The following is a 15,189-nucleotide window of genomic DNA, read 5'->3' on the forward strand; positions in this document are numbered from 1 at the left end:
TTCTTCGAGGTGAAGAACAGTTGCAAAACCAGTCGGGGCGTAGCGCAGTCCGGTAGCGCACTAGCATGGGGTGCTAGGGGTCGAGTGTTCGAATCACTCCGTCCCGACCATATAATTCAATGACTTAGCCCAGCTTTCGCGAGTTGGGCTTTTTCATGCGTAGGGACTTTTGCGGGGGTTCATCCCGTTTTTCTCCTCAAAATGGTCAGAGCCGGTCCTCGCGAATCGGTTGCCGACACTTTGTTTGCCGCCTCAATCAAATGCTCAAGCTCTGCGGTAGAATAGTGGCTCGTAATGCTGCCGTTCTTGTGCCCAAGTAATGCCTTTCGATCTTCCTCTGTCACGTTCGCTGCACGAAGCCTTCTGCCAAAGGTGTGCTTCAGATCGTGAACCCTGATCGACCGAAACCCAGGGTGTGCTGGCGACTTGTGTTCCTTCTCCCATTTCGCCGCCGCCCTGATCCTTGCGCTCTTCCATGCCGTGTCGTTCATGCGGTGCATCGCGGTTGGTCCGTACTCGTCCGGTTGTCCGTAAGGGAACACGTATTTTGTGTGCAGACCGCGCTGGCCGTCGATAATCGACATCGCAACCCGATTCAGCACCACCAACCTCTCATCCCTGTTTTTAACTCCCGCCTTTTCGTGCCTCCCACCAAATTCTGATGGGATCAGGAACACGCTCGTTCCCAATTCCGGCACCCGTATCTCCCAATCCCACTGAAGTTTGCAGACTTCCTGTTCCCGACTTCCCGAGTTCACTTTGTAGAGCGCCATCCTAAGCAGGTGATCCGGGATCTCAGCGAACAACATCGACTGCTCTTCCCATGACAACGGGTAGGGCTTCCGGCTCGACCTCTTTTCCTCCAGCATCGAGATCATCGGCACGCTATCCAGCCAGGGCCGTTTCTCTGCGTCTCGCCACTTCCTGTGGCACAGGTTCAAGATCCGGACGACTCGCTGCAGAGCGATGTTCACCGTCCTGTTCGATACGCCTGGCTTTACTTTCCCCTTCGCTGTTTTGGTTGGCTTCTGCCGATCTCGCTTGAAGGCGGCCAGAGTGCCGTCATCTATATGCGTGATTGGCAGGTCGCCAATGTACGGGTCGAGCTGTTCGATGTGAGACGCTGACAGGGCAATCGAGGCTTGATCCTTGAACTCAACCAGAAATCTGGTCGCAGCCTCCCGCCAGGTTCGCACCTCGCGCACTCCGTAAACCTTTTCCTGCCTGAGCTTTTCCAGGCGGTGGATCAGGTACTGCTCCGCTTCCTGCCTTTCGCTTGATCCAGTGCTTTCCTGAAGTCGCTGACCTCTGACGACTTTGTCGATGTGCCAAATTCCGTTCCTCTCGTAGAGGCCGGAGATTGTTTTTCGCGCCATTTACTTGCTCCTTGGCGCCCACTGCGGGGCTGATTGTTGTCCTGATTGGCCGCTTTTTCAATTGCCATGGACTCGATGTAGGCGTCAGCCCACTGGTCAAGCTCAATCCGGTCGAACCCGATGCCCTGTTTCCCGATCGGGAATTCGCGTACGTTCGGCCGGACTGTTTTGTTGAATTCATCCCGGCACATGCCGAGATAGCCGTATGCCTCGCCGGCGCGAATGAAGCGCGGGAGGATGGGCGCGACCTGGGCCGCGCTACGATTTGACATGGTGATGCTCCATGCCGCGCGTGGCGGCAGAAGGTGGTTATTCGGTGCGGAAGACTTCGGTGCGGACGGAGCGCCATTCCTGTTTTGTGGTGACCGGCTCTCGGCCAAACCATTGCTCTGCTTCTTTCGCCAGATCCTCGCGCGCCTAGCTCCATCCGCCACCGAGGCGAAGCGCCAGAACGCGCACCTGATCGCCGAGCGATTTGCACCGCCCGATCTTGGTTTCTGCGCAAATAAACATGCGTGCACCTCGCCCGCCGTATACCGGCAGGCTGTTGAGTTGGGGGAGGGGTTACTGCTGGATGAGTTCGGTGGGGACTTTGACCGTGGCGCCGCACCTGGCAAACACCACGGCGCGGTACACCGCGATGGTTCGGGTTTCGCCGGGTTGGCGGTTAAACGGATCGTTGGCGGCGTCGGCAAGCCACGGGTGCCGGTGGCCAACATCGACCCAGACGCCGTACTTCGTGATCAGCTGCTCGGCGTCGGGCAGGGCGAATAGATCCATCTGACCAGTGCCGGGCTGCTGATCACCCTCGATCGCGTTGATTGCCCAGTCCAGCGCCTGGCCGGCCAGCTCTTCGGTGCGGACGCTGACCATGTGGTTCATGGCGGTAACAGCTTCGTCTGCTTTCGTTTGCGAGCAGCAACAACCAGCGCTTTCGATGCGCTGGCCAAACCGCCGACAACATCTTCAGGCAGGAGAGCGTTATTGCAATGAGGGCATAGCGGAGCGTTCTTAGTGCTGCGCCAGGCTTCGTCCATTACCTTTGCGGCGCGGCTGCGGATCTGGAATTTTTCGGCTTCGGCCAGTTCGGCAGTCCGCCGATTGATGCGGCCTGCTGCGGCGCTGAACTTCTCCACCAGGTGGAGAAAGGCATCGAACGATTCGACCTCAGTCTCGCAATCACTGCACCAGATGCGGCGCTCCTTTTCGTCGTAGACCATCTTTCTGTGCGTGCATGAAGATGAAGGTCGTCGAGTGAGGCCACGGGCAACCCGGATGTCCTCGATCTGCACGACCTTTACGCCGAACAGATATTCCTGCGGCTCAATCGGTGCATCACTCATCGCCACGGCCCTCGATAGATGAGGTAGGCCATGTAGAGCGGGGCGAAGATCATGGCGTCACCTTCAGGCCGGCGGCTTCGATGGCGAATCGAACGCCATTAGGCGTCAGCATTGCGCCTACATTGGTTTGCCATGGCTTAGGCAACTCAATAACCAGCGATATGCGGGATTCTTGCCACGCCCACCACGCAGACTGAACCAGCGAATTCAGATAATCATCGCAATGGTCTTTAGCAAATACCGCTGCATCGAAACGCGGGACCGAGCGCTTCAGGCATGCGACTTTGTATGCCGTTTCGAATTGTTCACGCATTTGTTCGCTCATCCGATCACCGCCTTTATGGTCAGTACCAATGGAAGCCAGAAGAATAGGGTGCAGCCGAGTAGGCACTTGGTGATCATGGCGTCACCCGTTTGAACTCGACGACCCAGACCCACGGGTTGGCGTCCCAGTCGCCGCCGGTGGAGTTCCACAACTCCTTCCAAGCCGCTGGGTACCAGTCTCGGTAATTCGGTGAAACGTCATCGCTTGCCAGCTCCGGCGGACACTGCAGGCCTTCCGCCCGGATATCGGAGCGGCTGATGTCCTGCAACCGCTCGACGCGCACGTCAGTGATCTCCAGCAGGATGCGGCTGGCTGCTCGCGGCATATGAATCGAAGGCTTCCATGATTCGGTATCGGTGAACTTCCCGCCGCCGATGCTCTTCGGGAACTCCCCGTCAGCGCGGTAGTAATAAACGCCTTCCGCGCCACCCGGGTTGGTGCGATTGAAAGTTTCACGGACATACAGCCGATCGCCTTGCCGCCCATACGGGCAGCCACCGTACATGGCCAGCTCAGCCGCGCATTCCTCCTCAGTCGCACCGAATGCACCGAAGCCCCAGCGCGGATGATCTTGAACCACGGCCATCCACTGATGTTCGGGGGAATCTGATTTTATATAGGTCGGGATCTGATTCCCTTTGATCGGACGGCGCGTGACCGTCTTTTGGCCCGACAGAATCGCGCGCACCATCGCACCGTTGAAAAGAATGGGACGCTCTTTGTGGAATGGCTCTGGAGCCGGTCGCGGCTTGGCCATTTTCGCCAAGCATCGTTTGCAGCTGACAAATTCGCGTTGGTGGGTGCCGTCCCATGCGACTTCGGATTCTTCATTCAGGCCGCAAGCCGACAGCGACCAGCGCTCGTTGTCCTGCGTGCAGCCGGAGTCGACTATGAGGTGGTTTTTCCTGGGCATGCCGGTTCCTTACCGCTATAGCGGCTGACTTTGAAGGGGGGAGGGGGTAGTTTTGCGGCAGGAGTACAGATGTACTCTTATCGGGTTAGGCCGATTCGATGGCTGGGTGTGTCTCGTTCCAGCGTTCGAAGGCTTCCTGCGTCGTAGCTGCCTCGATCTTCTCGTCGCACTGGTTACACGCCGCCACTCCGCCTGAGGCGCCGACATCGCGGTGGCCTTGCTTGCACGGGTTCATATGCCAGTCGTCATCCTGTTCCTGTTCAACCACCTCAACCACCAGGTGCTTGCCGCAGGAATGGCAGAAGTGCATGCCGTTTTCTTCCGGTCCGTCCTCGTGAAATGACCAGGTCTCACCGCAGCCACTGTTCCAGATACCGCTGTCGTCTTCGCGATTCCATTCGCAAGTCCCTGTACGATCATCGTTCAACTGATCCGCTGCGTTCAGGCGCTGCTGCAGGGCGTCACGCTCGGCCTTCATCACGTTGATCTCTTCTTGAGCATGATCAACGATCACCTGAGCGTCATGCTTGTCGATCCAATCGCCCACATCTGGGGTCTTCACGACGCGGCGCCCGTCGGGCGACAGCAAAAAAGCATAGCTTTGAACCTTGCAGATCTTGTCCCAGAACTCGAAACCTTCTCGCGTTTGTATGTTGCGCATCATGCAATCTCCAATCAGTTGTCGGTACCGGTGTAGGTGCCAGTCAGCACTGTCCGCCGGGTTCGCTTGGCAAATCCCTCTGTTGTCGCGAGGGGAATTCCCGTTGTGGCGCTGATTTCCTTGATGGGCATCCCGCCGTCGTATAGCTGCCTGACTTTCAGCACCGCAGAGTCGGCGTGCTTCAGCTTTCCGTTTGTTCTGCCGCGTGCCGTGGTTCCGTGAGCATCACGATCGCGCATGTTCTGTACATGGAGCGCCCAGCGGAGATTGCTCGAAGCGTTGTTGTGGCGGTCCCCATCACTGTGAGCAACTTCGTGCTCAGGTGATGGGCTTTCGCCGAGGAAGGTGATGGCGATCAGCCGATGAGCGAGAAAGGTTTTGAACGCCATCTTGTTCCACAGCTGGACATTCAAATACCCGGACTTGTGCGCGGACTGCTTCAGCACGCGGCCCGTCTTGGGATTCTTCACTCGCCCCAAGTTGCTCGCTTCATATGGCCAGCCTGGAACGGGTTTCCAGACCTCATTCATGGCAGCGGCCCATGTACATCTCGGTGCCGTCGGCGGACATGATGTGCTGGTACGGGGTGAGCTTGGCGCTGGCGATGAGCCAGTCGGCGATGGCTGGGCGCGCGAGTACCTTGGCGATGATTCGCCAGAAGATTTTCAGCATGGTGGTTGTCTCCATCGGATGGCATTATTTGCTTCAACTTATATGCGGAAGCTGGAGCAGAAAATGGATGTGATGTTTCTTGGGGTGTCTAAAGATTACTGGGAAATAATCAATGGCTTTGCAAACTGGCTTGCGGCTGTTGGCACTATTTCCGCAGTTGTATTTTCTCTTCGATTAGCAGCTAAAAGCAGTAAGCGTACCGCGCAGCTGTCGGTGAAGTTGATGCTGCTTGCTGAAATCGGAGTGGATCATCACCCTGAACACATCATGTTCTCTATGGTTAACACAGGGGATCGCGTATTTCATACCGACTCGATCGGATGGTTGTTTGGTAAGAAAGAAAAGCAGTACTTCCAACAATTATTTGATCGTCAAATGAGCAGTCAGATGCCCCTAATGCAAGCTTCCGGTGTCGCCGGAAAATGGATATTTAACGTCCAAGACGGACACTGGTTTTCCAGAATGGCGCACTTTCTAGGGGATGATTGGAAGAAAAATATAAAAACCTTTAAAGCTATTGCAACTACAACCACGGGAGAAGAGTTCTATGCTTTTCCAAGTCAGGAACTACTGGTAAAGCTGAGACTCGCCTGTGAAACACGAACTGCAACGCCAGTCGTTCATGTTTGACACGCGCCCCTAGCTGATTCCCGGCTGGCGTGATTCGTAGAAGAGGGGTATTTGTGTTCGGCCCGGCATGGAGCCGGATGGAGGCGGTTATGAAAGAAATGGTTCAGCAGAAAGATCTGCAGGCATACCTCAAAGGATTGGCGGCGGCCTCTATGCTGGTAGTTTCGATCTCCACGCCGGTGTTCGAAATTGCGTCAACAGTTCAGTCGTCATTTGAAATGGCTCATCTTGCCGAAACGCGGCGCGAATTTTTTGGCGATGGTCCGTATATGATCGAAAGCAAGGATAGCGATGGATGGAAAGAGCGCTCCTGGCCTGACCCTACTATTGCGCGCTACGCAGCAGTATTTACGATCCAAGTAAAACTCGCCCGTAGAGCTATTTTAATAGGTGGTTACGATTCGCTAATGTCATCGTTGAAAGATTACGAATACTTGGAACAGTCGACGCCGAAAGAAAACGGCGGCATAGGCAGGCTACTGGTGAAGCAGCCATCTGACCCGGTCGAGCTGATGCGCTTGCGAGAAATTCTTCACCAATACGCAATCGGTTTTGTGATTGATGACGGTAGTGGCTTCATCCATCCAGGGAATTACTTTATGGGCAATGGCCTGCATTCCGAAATTTCCGCCCATTTCAAAACCGGAGGCAAGAGATAATTAAGGCTCAACACCCGTCGCGGCGAACTCTTCAAGCTTACGCGACCACTTTTCCTTAATCACCAATTCCGGTCGCGACATACTCACGAAGCGTTCCGACTCACTTGCCGGCGCTGCGGCCAGATTGATGATGAACGTTGACACCGTCTCCTGCCATTCCTCGAAGCCGTGGCGTTCGCCCAGCACCTGAAGCGCATCATCAAGCGCTTTCGAAACAATCAGCGATCGCTTCTCGGCGCCGATCCGGTCCAGCAGCGCCTTTTCCTTCGCTCGCTTGTCCTTCTGCAATTGCGCATTGCTCTTGGCCATGGCCTACCTCTTCAATTCCGCTGGCCGGTAAGTCCAGCCAGGTCTGTCGTTTGCGTTGTTTGGGTCTTCGTTTCATCGAAATGCAGGCTTCAGCTTAGGGAAGTCGATCTCGTTATCCCGGATGATCCGGTCGAGCATGTTGTAACTGATCGCCAGAGCCTTGCAGCACTGGCTCCGGTTCATGCCACCGGCGATGCAGTTATTGATCTCGGAGACCAATCGCGCTTCCATATCTGGCGGCACCTTGTTCGGCGCTGTGCCGATCTTTTGCCGAACCTGGAACTTGATTGCGTGCTTGGACGCGATCGCCTTCAGCGTGGCCAGAGCGATTCCTTCCCGCTCGCAGATTTCGTTCCGGGTTAGCGTCTTGGCCATTTCGCGGATTCGCGCAACCCGCTGGGTTGTTTCGTCTCTCACTTTTGGCCGCTGGAAGGTTGGCGGGTGCTTCCGATCAGATGTGCTGGTGAACTTGATCGGGGCGGGTTTTGGCACATCGATCCTTCCGCCGGCCGCCAAGAACCGAGCGATTTGCTCTGAGAGCTCGTTGGCGTCATGACGCCGTTGTTCGACGTCGTTGAGGTGGTTGCTGATCATGCTGCGATCCCCAGTACCTGGTTCATTCGATCCTCGAGGATCTCGTAGAAGGTTTTCACCCGCTCCGAGAGCTTGCGAATCATTGCTTCGTCGCGGTAGGCGCGCTTGATAAACAGCGGCATGCCCGGCCAGTAGCAGACGAAGTCGATCCACTCGCGTTCCGAGACCCACAAGCCGCCCTGACATTGAGCGATGTGCTCTTTCGGGATCTCACCGCCGAGGATCACCTCGACCTGCAGCTTAGGCAGCTTGGTTTTGATTTCTGTGAGTCCGTCCTCAAGCACCAGGGAGTCCGGCGAGTAACCGATACCGTGGTTGAGGATGATGCCGACCTGCGTGGTTTTCACTTCTTCGCGGTCTTCGTACAGGATGCGCGCCGCGCCTTCTAGTTCGTGGCCGCGTTCGGTGTGGCGATTACCCGTGAATGGGTCGGCTAGCTCGCCAGTGATGCGCTCGCCGATCAGGGTGTTCATGTAGGTGAATGCCCCGGCGCCGAATCCAGCCTCACCCTTTCCGTTGACCAGTAGGCTGTCCAACTCCGAGCAGGTGACAATGCCTAGGCGCAAAGCAAGCCACTCAGGCGTACCTTGCTGAATATCCGTGATGATTTGCATGGTTTACTCCTGCGGCCGGCTGGCGGCTTTGGTGATCCGCGCTGAAACTGCATCGAACTCGGATTTGAAGACGTTGGCTGCACACCCGTATTTGGCCGCGAAGTTGTCCTGTAGCACCTGACTGCACTTCTTCAGCAACGCGTCCAGTTGAGCGGCCTGGCCAGCGGTGATGACCGGCTCCTTCGGCGGTTCGGGATTCTTATTGGCGCCCTGGCCGTCATCGTCTTCGCCCGTGGTGGTGAAGTTGAGCAATGCTCCGGCGGTGTAGCGCTTCCCGTAACTGACAGAGCTGGCCACCGCCTGAACGGCGTTTTTATTGCCGCTGACATCCGCAGGGAGAAAGATCGACGTCACCTCTCGATGGCCGGCGCGGTGGCTGAGTACGCCCTCGACCTCAACCCCGCCCTGAGTGCGTGGAATTCGGAACGACAAGCCAAACCCGTGCTTAGCGAGGACGGGTTTGATTTGTTCGTTGATGTCTTCCCACAGCGCGTAGGTGGATTGAACGTTCTTGAACTTGTCGCGGATCGCTCCGCGTTCGCCGATCACCGGCATTTCCTCCTGCATCTGAGCCAGCGCTTCGTCGTACTGCTGTTTCGCCTGCTGCGCCTGGTAGCGTTCGTGCATCGCCATCAAGCGTTCCATCTTGTCGATGTCAGCATCCGGGGACATCGCCACCTGCTGGATGATCGACATGATTGTTGCCGATTCGGTTTGCACGGCCGGGACGCGCTCGACCTTTTCTGTCACTGCCAGATTGCTCATAGCGACCTCAGTAGCTGATTGAAATGGCGGGGATCTTGCGCTGGGCGATCAGAGTGATTGCCTGCTTGGCGCATTCTTCAGGCATGCCGCCGGCGATAAACGCTTCGAGTGCGGCGCGGTTGATTGCCCTGCGGTGTGCTTCGTCCTGCTCGCGGGCTTCCTGTTGGCGGAGGATTTCGGCAGCCGCTGCATCGGCGCGGCGTCGCTCGTCGGCGCGCGCTTGCTCTGCGGCCTGTTCGGCGCGTTTTGCTGCAGCTTGGCGCTCCTGCTCAGCACGTTGCTCGGCGGCGATGCGATTCGCTTCCGCCTGCTCTGCCACAAGTCGAGCCTGCTCGGCCTGCTGCTCAAGCTGGAGGCGCTGACGCTCGGCCTGTGCCTCTGCTTCGCGGGCAGCTTGCTCGGCGGCACGCTGCGCTGCGGCAGCCTGATCAAGCAGCTCTTGCTCGCGTCGGGAGGCGGCCTCTCGTTCGGCCTGTGCACGCTGCTCAGCTTCGCGGCGGGTGCGCTCTTCAGCTTCCCGGGCGATCTGCGCGTCCCGATCGCGCTGTGCCTGCGCTTCGGCTTCGGCGCGCAACCGGACCAGTTCGGCCTGTTCTGCTTCGTACCGCGCTCGCTCGGTGTGCAGGCTGCGCAGCTTGATCAGCGTCTGATCTTTCACCTGGGCGGCTTCGGCCAAGAACTCTTCCCAGCTATCGCCGATTTCGAGAAATTCAAGGTCGGCGATGATGTTGGCCAGGTGGTCGGACGTTGGCGCCGCTTCGAAGATGGCCAGGTCCTTGATGCGCTGGATCGCGTCGACGTGGGCATCTGTCCGGGCAATCTCGGCCTGCTCCCAGTCAGTCAGAGGCTGGCGAGTGGCGTCACGCAGCGCATCCATCTTGTTGACGAACTCACGCAGCTCGGCCTCGACGACCTTCGGCATTTCCTTCAGGCGCTTGAGGTAGTCGCGGCCGGGCTTTTCCACGGCTGTCTTCGACTTGCTGACCTTGGCTGCAAGAGAGGCGATGCGCTCGCGACCTTTGCGAGTGGTCAGGTCTGGGACCTCGGCGGTGACTTCAGCGGCTACCGCGTCGAAGAACTGGCCAAGGCCGCCAGCAACATAGATGGCCGGTGCGTTTTCTTCGCTAATGTCGTCGATCTTGATGACTTGCTGTTGAGCGGACACGGGGAATCCTTACTGCGACGTGCGCAGCACTTGAAGTTGAAAGTCAGGAGGTGATGCGGTCGGCGAGGGCGCTGAGCAGCATCAGGAAGGTGTAGATCGCGAGGACAGGGAACGAGCCGCGCCAGATCAGAACCCGGCGGGCCATCTGCCGGCTGGTCATCGGAACACGTTGTAGGTGGTGGAGCGCGGCACCTGGCAAGTACCCTGCCCATCGCGAACGACGCCGTAAGCGCCTGCGCCGGCGATGAGGATTACGACGAGAAACCAGTACAAGAAATTCATGGCCGAGCCCTCACGGCAATGCGACCTTGTTTGATGGCGGCCACCAGCGGAGGAGGGAGCGCCGAAACAGGAAGTTCGCGAGGGATGCCTGCACCGATAACTGCGAGGCTGCGTTCAATCTCCTCCAGCTGCTCATCAAGAAGCGTTTTAACCGGTGCAGTGGTCATGCCGAAACTCCTTGCAGAAGCGCTCTGCGCTCGACGAACTTGGCGTCCAGCGCATCCCGATAACGATTGGCGGTGCGGGTGTCGATGATCTCGGCGAACTCCGCCATTTCGATCATGCCCATGACGAAGGTGCGATCCGGTACCGGAGTGCAGGACTTGCGCATCTTCGCGATTTCAAGGCCCAGCCGGGCCAGTGCTACCTGATTGCTCATAGCTCGCTGTCCTCTGCCTGGGCGATCAGCGCGTCATCGACAAGGGGTCGAAGTAGGCCCTCCGCAATTTCGCCGAGCTTGCCTAGAGGGTGGTCGCTTGGGCTGAGGAGTTCGGCGGCGGCGACCTTGTCAGCATGGCCGCGCTCGGCGGCGATCAGCAGGTAGCCCAGCGAAGCCGTGGTGACCTCGCAGCCTGCAAGCCGTCCGTTTGCATACTCATCAACCGCTAGAGCGAACTGAGCCAGCGTGACGCCCTGAGCCGGCCGCATACGGCGCTGGAACGAGACGTCACAGCCGAACCGCACCAACTGCTCAGCAGCGTTGTACAGCCACTCAGCCCGAGCCACTTCCTGCGCGCTCTCGCTCACCATCGGAGGCAACTGCGCGTCGTGCATGGCCTGACAAATCTTCAGTGCTGCGTTCATGGTTGCCTCCAGATCGGCGTTATTCGGTGGGCGGAACCGGTATTTCGTGCCAGTGCGTCGGCGTGATGTCGCAGCGATCACCGTCGATGTAGCGCCACGGCCGATGCTCATTTCCGCACGTCATGGCGAAGAAGGGTCCGTCATTGGTTTTCTTGCCCAGCCGATAAGCCAGCACGCGCTGGCGAACTGGCGGCAGCCTGTCGCTGCATTTGATCCAGCCGTTCAGCTCTGGCAGCGCTTGCTGGGCCTCTGTAGCAATGCTGTGCATCTGCTGCTGAAGAATTCGAACTGCTTGCTGTTTACTCATGGCGACCTCCAGTGTTTGTGGTTAGGCGTTGGCTCTGGCGATGATCGCCTCGGCGTTAGCCAGGGCTGCGTGGTACTTGCCGAGGTTCGCGGCGCCGAGTCTTGCGAGGCCGACCAGATTGCTCAGGCTCTCCAGCAGCTCTGGCGCGGCGGCGATCAAGTTGGCGTCATGCGGAGACAGGCACACAGAAGCGCAGTCAATGGCTGAGGTGTCTTTCTGGAAGATAGGCATCGGCAAACCGGCGCCAGAGCGGATTTCGAAACGCTGAACGGCGAAGTTGCTGCCGGAGAGGTGCTTTGCAACCCAAGGCCCGGGCGTATGTTTGGTTTCCATTACTGGCTCCAGTGTTTGGTTGATCCAACAAAACTCGGATGCACTCATCCGCTCCGCTGGTTGCCGTTGGGCGCGGAGGGGAGTGCATTCGGGATTGGTCGGGGGAGAGTGGGTGCAGATGGCCGGGCGCGAATCCGGCGAGAGCGGACCCTTTCGGGACGACCGCTCGGAGGAGCAACCAGCATTATCTGGCGCCTATTAACCTGCGTTTCTCTAGGGCCGCCGAAGCGTTCAACCCAGCTTTCAACGCCGCATCTGCTTACCGGTCACGTCTCCGGCGCCGAGTTCCACGGCCGTGTTCAGTTCGCCAGCGCTCGATAACAACCGATTCTGGGATTTGATGCAGGTGGGCGGTTATAGGCCGCAGTTTCGTCCGCATCGGACTGCTCTCAGGCTTCCGGTGGAGGTTCTTGAACAATCTCAAGCCTGCCGTGAAAGGTGGAGAGCAGTCCGATGCGCTCTCATAGAGAGGATCGGGCAGTTAACGACAGGCTGTCGTGGCGCTGGTTGTTCTTTGGCTACCGCCATGGATATCCCGGATATGGCTCGCCAGACAGACCATGCTCGGCTTGTCCGGCCAACTTCTCCCAAAGTGCTTTGAGACGCTTTCGACCCTTCTTCGTATCCTGATCAGGTATCACCGTCTTCGCCAAAGCGAGTCCGCATTCTTCGCTGCAACAGCTGAAGCCATGCCCCCACGAAGTGCTCCACATACGTGCGCCGCCCCATTCATCTTTGGCGTCTTTCGCGCCGCAGTGCGGGCAGTCGTGAGTAAGGTAGTACTGCCTGAAACGCATATCGCTGCCCTCGGTTGATTTCCCATCTGGCCCTGTCGCCAAGGCCAGCCAGTGAAATCGTCATGCTGCGAATAGGTCTTGCTGAGTTGGCTCCACTGCGCAGCGCTGTAGCCCTGCTTTCACAGCCGATTCCAGCAGTTCGGCGTCTTGTTCCAGTTCAGGGCAGCCCTCCGCAACAAGGGCAACCGCTCGGCGAATCTCGGCGGCGCGGGTTTGCAGCGCCGGGATCACGATGGATCGCATCGTTGCCGACGGTGCGCCGATCAAGGCTGCATTCCCGGCAGAGCCAGATGTAGTCGAGGATGAACTTCGGCATTTTATTTCTCCGGTTGTTTTCCCAATGCACCCGTCACCAGGTGAATCAGTGAAAAATTCCGTCAGTTAACTCGCTCCATGCGGGCAGCCTTTGCGTATTTCGGTTTGGCGACATGCGCCGCCACACCTTCGATAATGTCGACCGCTTTCTCTTGTCCTTGGGTGGCGCAAAGCGCCAGTCCGGTCATGCTGACCAACTTCATTAGGACGTTGCCTACGTCATCAATCGACTTGCAGCCGCAACGGTTGATGAATGCCTCGACCGCTGTATGGGCGAGTGCTTCGGCCTCTTCTGGTGTGATCATTCGCTGTGCTCCGGTTGTCATCCCAAGCAGCCCTCGCGAGAAGGCTGCTCAGTGATGCTTTCCGCTGTCTCGCTACGCTTATCTGGATCATTCGCCAGTTCGGTATCCCTCGACCCGCCGCAGGTTCTCCCTGCGTTTCCTTCCAGCGCCAAAGTCACTCCCGTGGCGGTAGGTCAGATCAGATCGCCGGTCCCCAGTAGAGGCGTAGCGGCTAAATAGTTAGGTTTTGTTGAGAGCCTTTGCATCGACCCTCCCTGTCCATGCCGGACAGGAGGCCCCGCTGTTATTTCCGCAGCGGGATCGTGTTCTGAATTTTTAAAGAGCGGCGGGTCTGTTGAGGCCCTTCGCAGTGGCTGTGTGTCGCTGCGACGGGTGAAATATAGGTACTCCCATATTTCGTGTCAATGGGTATTCCCATAAAATTTGATTCTCCCGTATTTTTGGTCGAAAAAAATACCGCACTGAGCGGGCTGCAATGGAGTGGAATTCTATTTGGTGGCGTCTACGACCTTTCTCAGTCCCGCCATGTCTTGCTCGGAAACCTTTCCCTCTGTGCCACAGACCTTGAATTCAATAAGCTTGGATGAGGCTAAGCGCTCAATGTTCGCGCGATCTACTCGTTTGCTGAAGCTCTCCAGCGTCGACGATCCCGCCGTAGAGTTTTCGTATTTCATCTCAAGATATGGATCACGTTTACCGTCAACCAACCAGTCCGTGTGGTGGCAATCTAGGTACTGCCACTGATCGGAACGTGTCAAAAGCTGGATGCGATACGAGTAAGGAGTTGTGGTGGTCAACTAATCCCGGACACGACGTTAAGTTTTTCCTCGGCCCGCGCTGGCGCCAACCCATCGTTGAATTGGTGAGGCCGAATCCAGTTGTAGCGATGCATCAAAAAATGGCTGATATCGCGCTGTGCTTCCTGCGCAGTTCGATAGCCCACGGTCGGTATCCATTCTGTTTTCAAGCTGCGAAATACGCGCTCCATCGGTGCGTTATCCCAGCAGTTTCCTCGTCGACTCATGCTCTGGCGCATGCGGTATCGCCACAACCGCTGGCGAAAGAGTCGGCTTGCATATTGCGATCCCTGGTCCGAGTGGAATAGCAGATCCGAAGGCCTGCCACGCTGCTCGTAAGCCATATCCAGCGCTTTGATCACCAGCTCAGCGTCTGGCTTTTCCGACAGCGCCCAGCCCACGATCCGACGCGTACAAAGATCCAGGACGACAGCCAGGTAATGCCACTTTCCTTGCGCCCAAATGTAGGTGATATCGCCGCACCAGACTTGATTGGGCGCTGGCACGTCGAACTCGCGGTTCAATGTGTTCGGGATATCCAGTCTTTCTACTGTTGCTCGTTTGTAGGCATGGGAGCCGGGTTGTTTGCTGACTAAATCAAGCTCGCGCATCAAGCTACGCACTTTGAATCGACCGAGTTGCTCACCGTCTTCACGCATCAGCGACAGGATGCTGCGACTGCCCGCAGAGCTGCGACTTTGCGAGAACAGCTCACTGACGCGACTACGCAATCGAAGCCGTTCAACATCGGGCGTGCGGCGCCGCAGGCGCTGGGCGTAGTAACACGAGCGAGTGACGTCAAACACCTTGCACAGCCAATCAACCGGCTCATGTGCCCTCAACTGGTCAATCAGCGCGAACGCTCGTGATCTTCCGACATCAAGAGCGCGGTAGCCTTTTTTAGTATTGATTTCTCTCGCTCAAGCCGAGCAATCCGGGCTTCCAGCTCCTGAATTTTTTGCTGTTCCGGAGTCAGTGCCTTGCTCTGCGGGGTGACGCCTTTATGTTCTTTCTGAATCTGGTCAACCCAGCGGCGCAATGCCGATTCACCAATGCCGAGTGAACGGCTGGCTTCGATGTAGCTGTAGTTTTGTTTGAGCACAAGGTCGGCAGCCTCGCGCTTGAATTCAGGAGTAAAGGAGCGGCGTTGTTTAGTCATCTGACACCTCGATCTGGCGAGCATTCTCGCCTAAATGGGTGTCCGGTTTCATTAGACCACTACA

25 protein-coding genes and 1 tRNA gene are annotated in these 15,189 nt (G+C 57.4%); 3 read left to right on the top strand and 23 right to left on the bottom strand.

The annotated features are described in order from the left end of the window. Positions 1 to 33 precede the first annotated feature (33 nt). A tRNA-Pro gene (locus F8N44_RS16465) sits at positions 34 to 110 on the top strand. A gap of 69 nt (positions 111 to 179) precedes the next feature. Here the strand turns inward: F8N44_RS16465 and F8N44_RS16470 are convergent. The 9 genes from F8N44_RS16470 to F8N44_RS31345 form a co-directional block, all read right to left on the bottom strand. Further along, positions 180 to 1,361, bottom strand: a complete 1,182-nt coding sequence (locus F8N44_RS16470; RefSeq protein WP_224794779.1) for a tyrosine-type recombinase/integrase — start codon at positions 1,359 to 1,361, stop codon at positions 180 to 182. Further along, the gene (locus F8N44_RS31765; RefSeq protein WP_224794775.1) at positions 1,247 to 1,648 is read right to left on the bottom strand and encodes a hypothetical protein; all 402 of its coding nucleotides are present in this window, start codon (positions 1,646 to 1,648) and stop codon (positions 1,247 to 1,249) included. Before F8N44_RS31765 ends, F8N44_RS16470 begins: the two co-directional genes overlap by 115 nt. A gap of 292 nt (positions 1,649 to 1,940) precedes the next feature. Then, the gene (locus F8N44_RS16475; RefSeq protein ID WP_150651035.1) at positions 1,941 to 2,258 is read right to left on the bottom strand and encodes a hypothetical protein; all 318 of its coding nucleotides are present in this window, start codon (positions 2,256 to 2,258) and stop codon (positions 1,941 to 1,943) included. Then, positions 2,255 to 2,719, bottom strand: a complete 465-nt coding sequence (locus F8N44_RS16480; RefSeq protein ID WP_150651036.1) for a hypothetical protein — start codon at positions 2,717 to 2,719, stop codon at positions 2,255 to 2,257. The genes F8N44_RS16475 and F8N44_RS16480 overlap by 4 nt, the downstream gene beginning before the upstream one ends. A 49-nt stretch (positions 2,720 to 2,768) precedes the next feature. Further along, on the bottom strand, positions 2,769 to 3,044 hold the full coding sequence (locus F8N44_RS16485) for a hypothetical protein (protein ID WP_150651037.1): 276 nt from the start codon (positions 3,042 to 3,044) through the stop codon (positions 2,769 to 2,771). A 73-nt stretch (positions 3,045 to 3,117) separates the two neighbouring features. Then, positions 3,118 to 3,957, bottom strand: coding sequence for a hypothetical protein (locus F8N44_RS16490; protein ID WP_150651038.1), 840 nt, complete (start codon positions 3,955 to 3,957; stop codon positions 3,118 to 3,120). 85 nt (positions 3,958 to 4,042) lie between these two features. Then, positions 4,043 to 4,621: a hypothetical protein gene (locus F8N44_RS31770; protein ID WP_224794776.1), complete on the bottom strand. Its 579-nt coding sequence runs from the start codon at positions 4,619 to 4,621 to the stop codon at positions 4,043 to 4,045. 11 nt (positions 4,622 to 4,632) lie between these two features. Further along, complete coding sequence (locus F8N44_RS16500) at positions 4,633 to 5,148, bottom strand: NUMOD4 motif-containing HNH endonuclease (protein WP_150651039.1); 516 nt, start codon at positions 5,146 to 5,148, stop codon at positions 4,633 to 4,635. Then, positions 5,141 to 5,290 (bottom strand): hypothetical protein, encoded by a 150-nt coding sequence (locus F8N44_RS31345; RefSeq protein ID WP_191630903.1) that lies wholly within the window; start codon positions 5,288 to 5,290, stop codon positions 5,141 to 5,143. The genes F8N44_RS16500 and F8N44_RS31345 overlap by 8 nt, the downstream gene beginning before the upstream one ends. Before the next feature lie 63 nt (positions 5,291 to 5,353). On the opposite strand from F8N44_RS31345, the gene F8N44_RS16505 reads away from it, so the two are divergent. Then, positions 5,354 to 5,920, top strand: coding sequence for a hypothetical protein (locus F8N44_RS16505; RefSeq protein WP_150651040.1), 567 nt, complete (start codon positions 5,354 to 5,356; stop codon positions 5,918 to 5,920). Between the two features lie 89 nt (positions 5,921 to 6,009). Continuing rightward, complete coding sequence (locus tag F8N44_RS16510; protein WP_150651041.1) at positions 6,010 to 6,579, top strand: hypothetical protein; 570 nt, start codon at positions 6,010 to 6,012, stop codon at positions 6,577 to 6,579. Here the strand turns inward: F8N44_RS16510 and F8N44_RS16515 are convergent, their stop codons facing one another. From F8N44_RS16515 to F8N44_RS16570, 14 genes are all read right to left on the bottom strand, one after another. Continuing rightward, on the bottom strand, positions 6,580 to 6,888 hold the full coding sequence (locus F8N44_RS16515) for a hypothetical protein (RefSeq protein WP_150651042.1): 309 nt from the start codon (positions 6,886 to 6,888) through the stop codon (positions 6,580 to 6,582). A gap of 72 nt (positions 6,889 to 6,960) precedes the next feature. Further along, positions 6,961 to 7,482, bottom strand: a complete 522-nt coding sequence (locus F8N44_RS16520) for a hypothetical protein (RefSeq protein WP_150651043.1) — start codon at positions 7,480 to 7,482, stop codon at positions 6,961 to 6,963. Then, the gene (locus F8N44_RS16525; protein ID WP_150651044.1) at positions 7,479 to 8,096 is read right to left on the bottom strand and encodes a lambda exonuclease family protein; all 618 of its coding nucleotides are present in this window, start codon (positions 8,094 to 8,096) and stop codon (positions 7,479 to 7,481) included. Before F8N44_RS16525 ends, F8N44_RS16520 begins: the two co-directional genes overlap by 4 nt. A gap of 3 nt (positions 8,097 to 8,099) precedes the next feature. Next, on the bottom strand, positions 8,100 to 8,861 hold the full coding sequence (locus F8N44_RS16530; protein WP_150651045.1) for an ERF family protein: 762 nt from the start codon (positions 8,859 to 8,861) through the stop codon (positions 8,100 to 8,102). Between the two features lie 7 nt (positions 8,862 to 8,868). Further along, on the bottom strand, positions 8,869 to 10,026 hold the full coding sequence (locus F8N44_RS16535) for a hypothetical protein (protein ID WP_150651046.1): 1,158 nt from the start codon (positions 10,024 to 10,026) through the stop codon (positions 8,869 to 8,871). Positions 10,027 to 10,182: 156 nt separating this feature from the next. Beyond that, complete coding sequence (locus F8N44_RS32045; RefSeq protein WP_263597109.1) at positions 10,183 to 10,308, bottom strand: hypothetical protein; 126 nt, start codon at positions 10,306 to 10,308, stop codon at positions 10,183 to 10,185. After that, positions 10,305 to 10,475 carry a hypothetical protein gene (locus F8N44_RS31350; RefSeq protein WP_179294971.1) on the bottom strand — a complete coding sequence of 57 codons (171 nt, stop codon included), beginning with the start codon at positions 10,473 to 10,475 and terminating at the stop codon, positions 10,305 to 10,307. The genes F8N44_RS32045 and F8N44_RS31350 overlap by 4 nt, the downstream gene beginning before the upstream one ends. Continuing rightward, positions 10,472 to 10,687: a hypothetical protein gene (locus tag F8N44_RS16540; RefSeq protein ID WP_150651047.1), complete on the bottom strand. Its 216-nt coding sequence runs from the start codon at positions 10,685 to 10,687 to the stop codon at positions 10,472 to 10,474. Before F8N44_RS16540 ends, F8N44_RS31350 begins: the two co-directional genes overlap by 4 nt. Continuing rightward, positions 10,684 to 11,112: a hypothetical protein gene (locus tag F8N44_RS16545; protein ID WP_150651048.1), complete on the bottom strand. Its 429-nt coding sequence runs from the start codon at positions 11,110 to 11,112 to the stop codon at positions 10,684 to 10,686. The genes F8N44_RS16540 and F8N44_RS16545 overlap by 4 nt, the downstream gene beginning before the upstream one ends. A 19-nt stretch (positions 11,113 to 11,131) precedes the next feature. After that, complete coding sequence (locus tag F8N44_RS16550; protein WP_191630897.1) at positions 11,132 to 11,419, bottom strand: DUF551 domain-containing protein; 288 nt, start codon at positions 11,417 to 11,419, stop codon at positions 11,132 to 11,134. Between the two features lie 21 nt (positions 11,420 to 11,440). Then, positions 11,441 to 11,752 carry a hypothetical protein gene (locus tag F8N44_RS31355; RefSeq protein WP_191630898.1) on the bottom strand — a complete coding sequence of 104 codons (312 nt, stop codon included), beginning with the start codon at positions 11,750 to 11,752 and terminating at the stop codon, positions 11,441 to 11,443. A 954-nt stretch (positions 11,753 to 12,706) separates the two neighbouring features. Further along, on the bottom strand, positions 12,707 to 12,865 hold the full coding sequence (locus F8N44_RS31775) for a hypothetical protein (RefSeq protein WP_224794777.1): 159 nt from the start codon (positions 12,863 to 12,865) through the stop codon (positions 12,707 to 12,709). Between the two features lie 61 nt (positions 12,866 to 12,926). Next, positions 12,927 to 13,169, bottom strand: coding sequence for a hypothetical protein (locus F8N44_RS16565; protein WP_150651050.1), 243 nt, complete (start codon positions 13,167 to 13,169; stop codon positions 12,927 to 12,929). 793 nt (positions 13,170 to 13,962) lie between these two features. Continuing rightward, positions 13,963 to 15,125, bottom strand: a protein-coding gene (locus tag F8N44_RS16570; protein ID WP_109627876.1) for an IS3 family transposase whose coding sequence is annotated in 2 segments (ribosomal slippage) — positions 13,963 to 14,870 and positions 14,870 to 15,125 — 1,164 coding nt in all. Because the reading frame shifts where the segments join, the coding sequence is not laid out codon by codon here. Between the last annotated feature and the right edge of the window lie 64 nt (positions 15,126 to 15,189).

The sequence above is a fragment of the Pseudomonas fluorescens genome, from assembly GCF_902497745.1.
Taxonomy (GTDB): domain Bacteria; phylum Pseudomonadota; class Gammaproteobacteria; order Pseudomonadales; family Pseudomonadaceae; genus Aquipseudomonas; species Aquipseudomonas fluorescens_BM.

Bases quoted from the DNA above. Each gene is read 5' to 3' on its own strand.
- F8N44_RS16510 (WP_150651041.1), top strand. From the start codon at position 6,010: ATGAAAGAAATGGTTCAGCAGAAAGATCTGCAGGCATACCTCAAAGGA.
- F8N44_RS31345 (WP_191630903.1), bottom strand. From the start codon at position 5,290: ATGCTGAAAATCTTCTGGCGAATCATCGCCAAGGTACTCGCGCGCCCA.
- F8N44_RS32045 (WP_263597109.1), bottom strand. From the start codon at position 10,308: ATGAATTTCTTGTACTGGTTTCTCGTCGTAATCCTCATCGCCGGCGCA.
- F8N44_RS16475 (WP_150651035.1), bottom strand. From the start codon at position 2,258: ATGAACCACATGGTCAGCGTCCGCACCGAAGAGCTGGCCGGCCAGGCG.
- F8N44_RS31350 (WP_179294971.1), bottom strand. From the start codon at position 10,475: ATGACCACTGCACCGGTTAAAACGCTTCTTGATGAGCAGCTGGAGGAG.
- F8N44_RS16505 (WP_150651040.1), top strand. From the start codon at position 5,354: ATGGATGTGATGTTTCTTGGGGTGTCTAAAGATTACTGGGAAATAATC.
- F8N44_RS31765 (WP_224794775.1), bottom strand. From the start codon at position 1,648: ATGTCAAATCGTAGCGCGGCCCAGGTCGCGCCCATCCTCCCGCGCTTC.
- F8N44_RS31775 (WP_224794777.1), bottom strand. From the start codon at position 12,865: ATGCCGAAGTTCATCCTCGACTACATCTGGCTCTGCCGGGAATGCAGC.
- F8N44_RS16550 (WP_191630897.1), bottom strand. From the start codon at position 11,419: ATGAGTAAACAGCAAGCAGTTCGAATTCTTCAGCAGCAGATGCACAGC.
- F8N44_RS16515 (WP_150651042.1), bottom strand. From the start codon at position 6,888: ATGGCCAAGAGCAATGCGCAATTGCAGAAGGACAAGCGAGCGAAGGAA.
- F8N44_RS16520 (WP_150651043.1), bottom strand. From the start codon at position 7,482: ATGATCAGCAACCACCTCAACGACGTCGAACAACGGCGTCATGACGCC.
- F8N44_RS31355 (WP_191630898.1), bottom strand. From the start codon at position 11,752: ATGGAAACCAAACATACGCCCGGGCCTTGGGTTGCAAAGCACCTCTCC.
- F8N44_RS16530 (WP_150651045.1), bottom strand. From the start codon at position 8,861: ATGAGCAATCTGGCAGTGACAGAAAAGGTCGAGCGCGTCCCGGCCGTG.
- F8N44_RS31770 (WP_224794776.1), bottom strand. From the start codon at position 4,621: ATGATGCGCAACATACAAACGCGAGAAGGTTTCGAGTTCTGGGACAAG.
- F8N44_RS16545 (WP_150651048.1), bottom strand. From the start codon at position 11,112: ATGAACGCAGCACTGAAGATTTGTCAGGCCATGCACGACGCGCAGTTG.
- F8N44_RS16490 (WP_150651038.1), bottom strand. From the start codon at position 3,957: ATGCCCAGGAAAAACCACCTCATAGTCGACTCCGGCTGCACGCAGGAC.
- F8N44_RS16540 (WP_150651047.1), bottom strand. From the start codon at position 10,687: ATGAGCAATCAGGTAGCACTGGCCCGGCTGGGCCTTGAAATCGCGAAG.
- F8N44_RS16565 (WP_150651050.1), bottom strand. From the start codon at position 13,169: ATGATCACACCAGAAGAGGCCGAAGCACTCGCCCATACAGCGGTCGAG.
- F8N44_RS16480 (WP_150651036.1), bottom strand. From the start codon at position 2,719: ATGAGTGATGCACCGATTGAGCCGCAGGAATATCTGTTCGGCGTAAAG.
- F8N44_RS16525 (WP_150651044.1), bottom strand. From the start codon at position 8,096: ATGCAAATCATCACGGATATTCAGCAAGGTACGCCTGAGTGGCTTGCT.
- F8N44_RS16485 (WP_150651037.1), bottom strand. From the start codon at position 3,044: ATGAGCGAACAAATGCGTGAACAATTCGAAACGGCATACAAAGTCGCA.
- F8N44_RS16500 (WP_150651039.1), bottom strand. From the start codon at position 5,148: ATGAATGAGGTCTGGAAACCCGTTCCAGGCTGGCCATATGAAGCGAGC.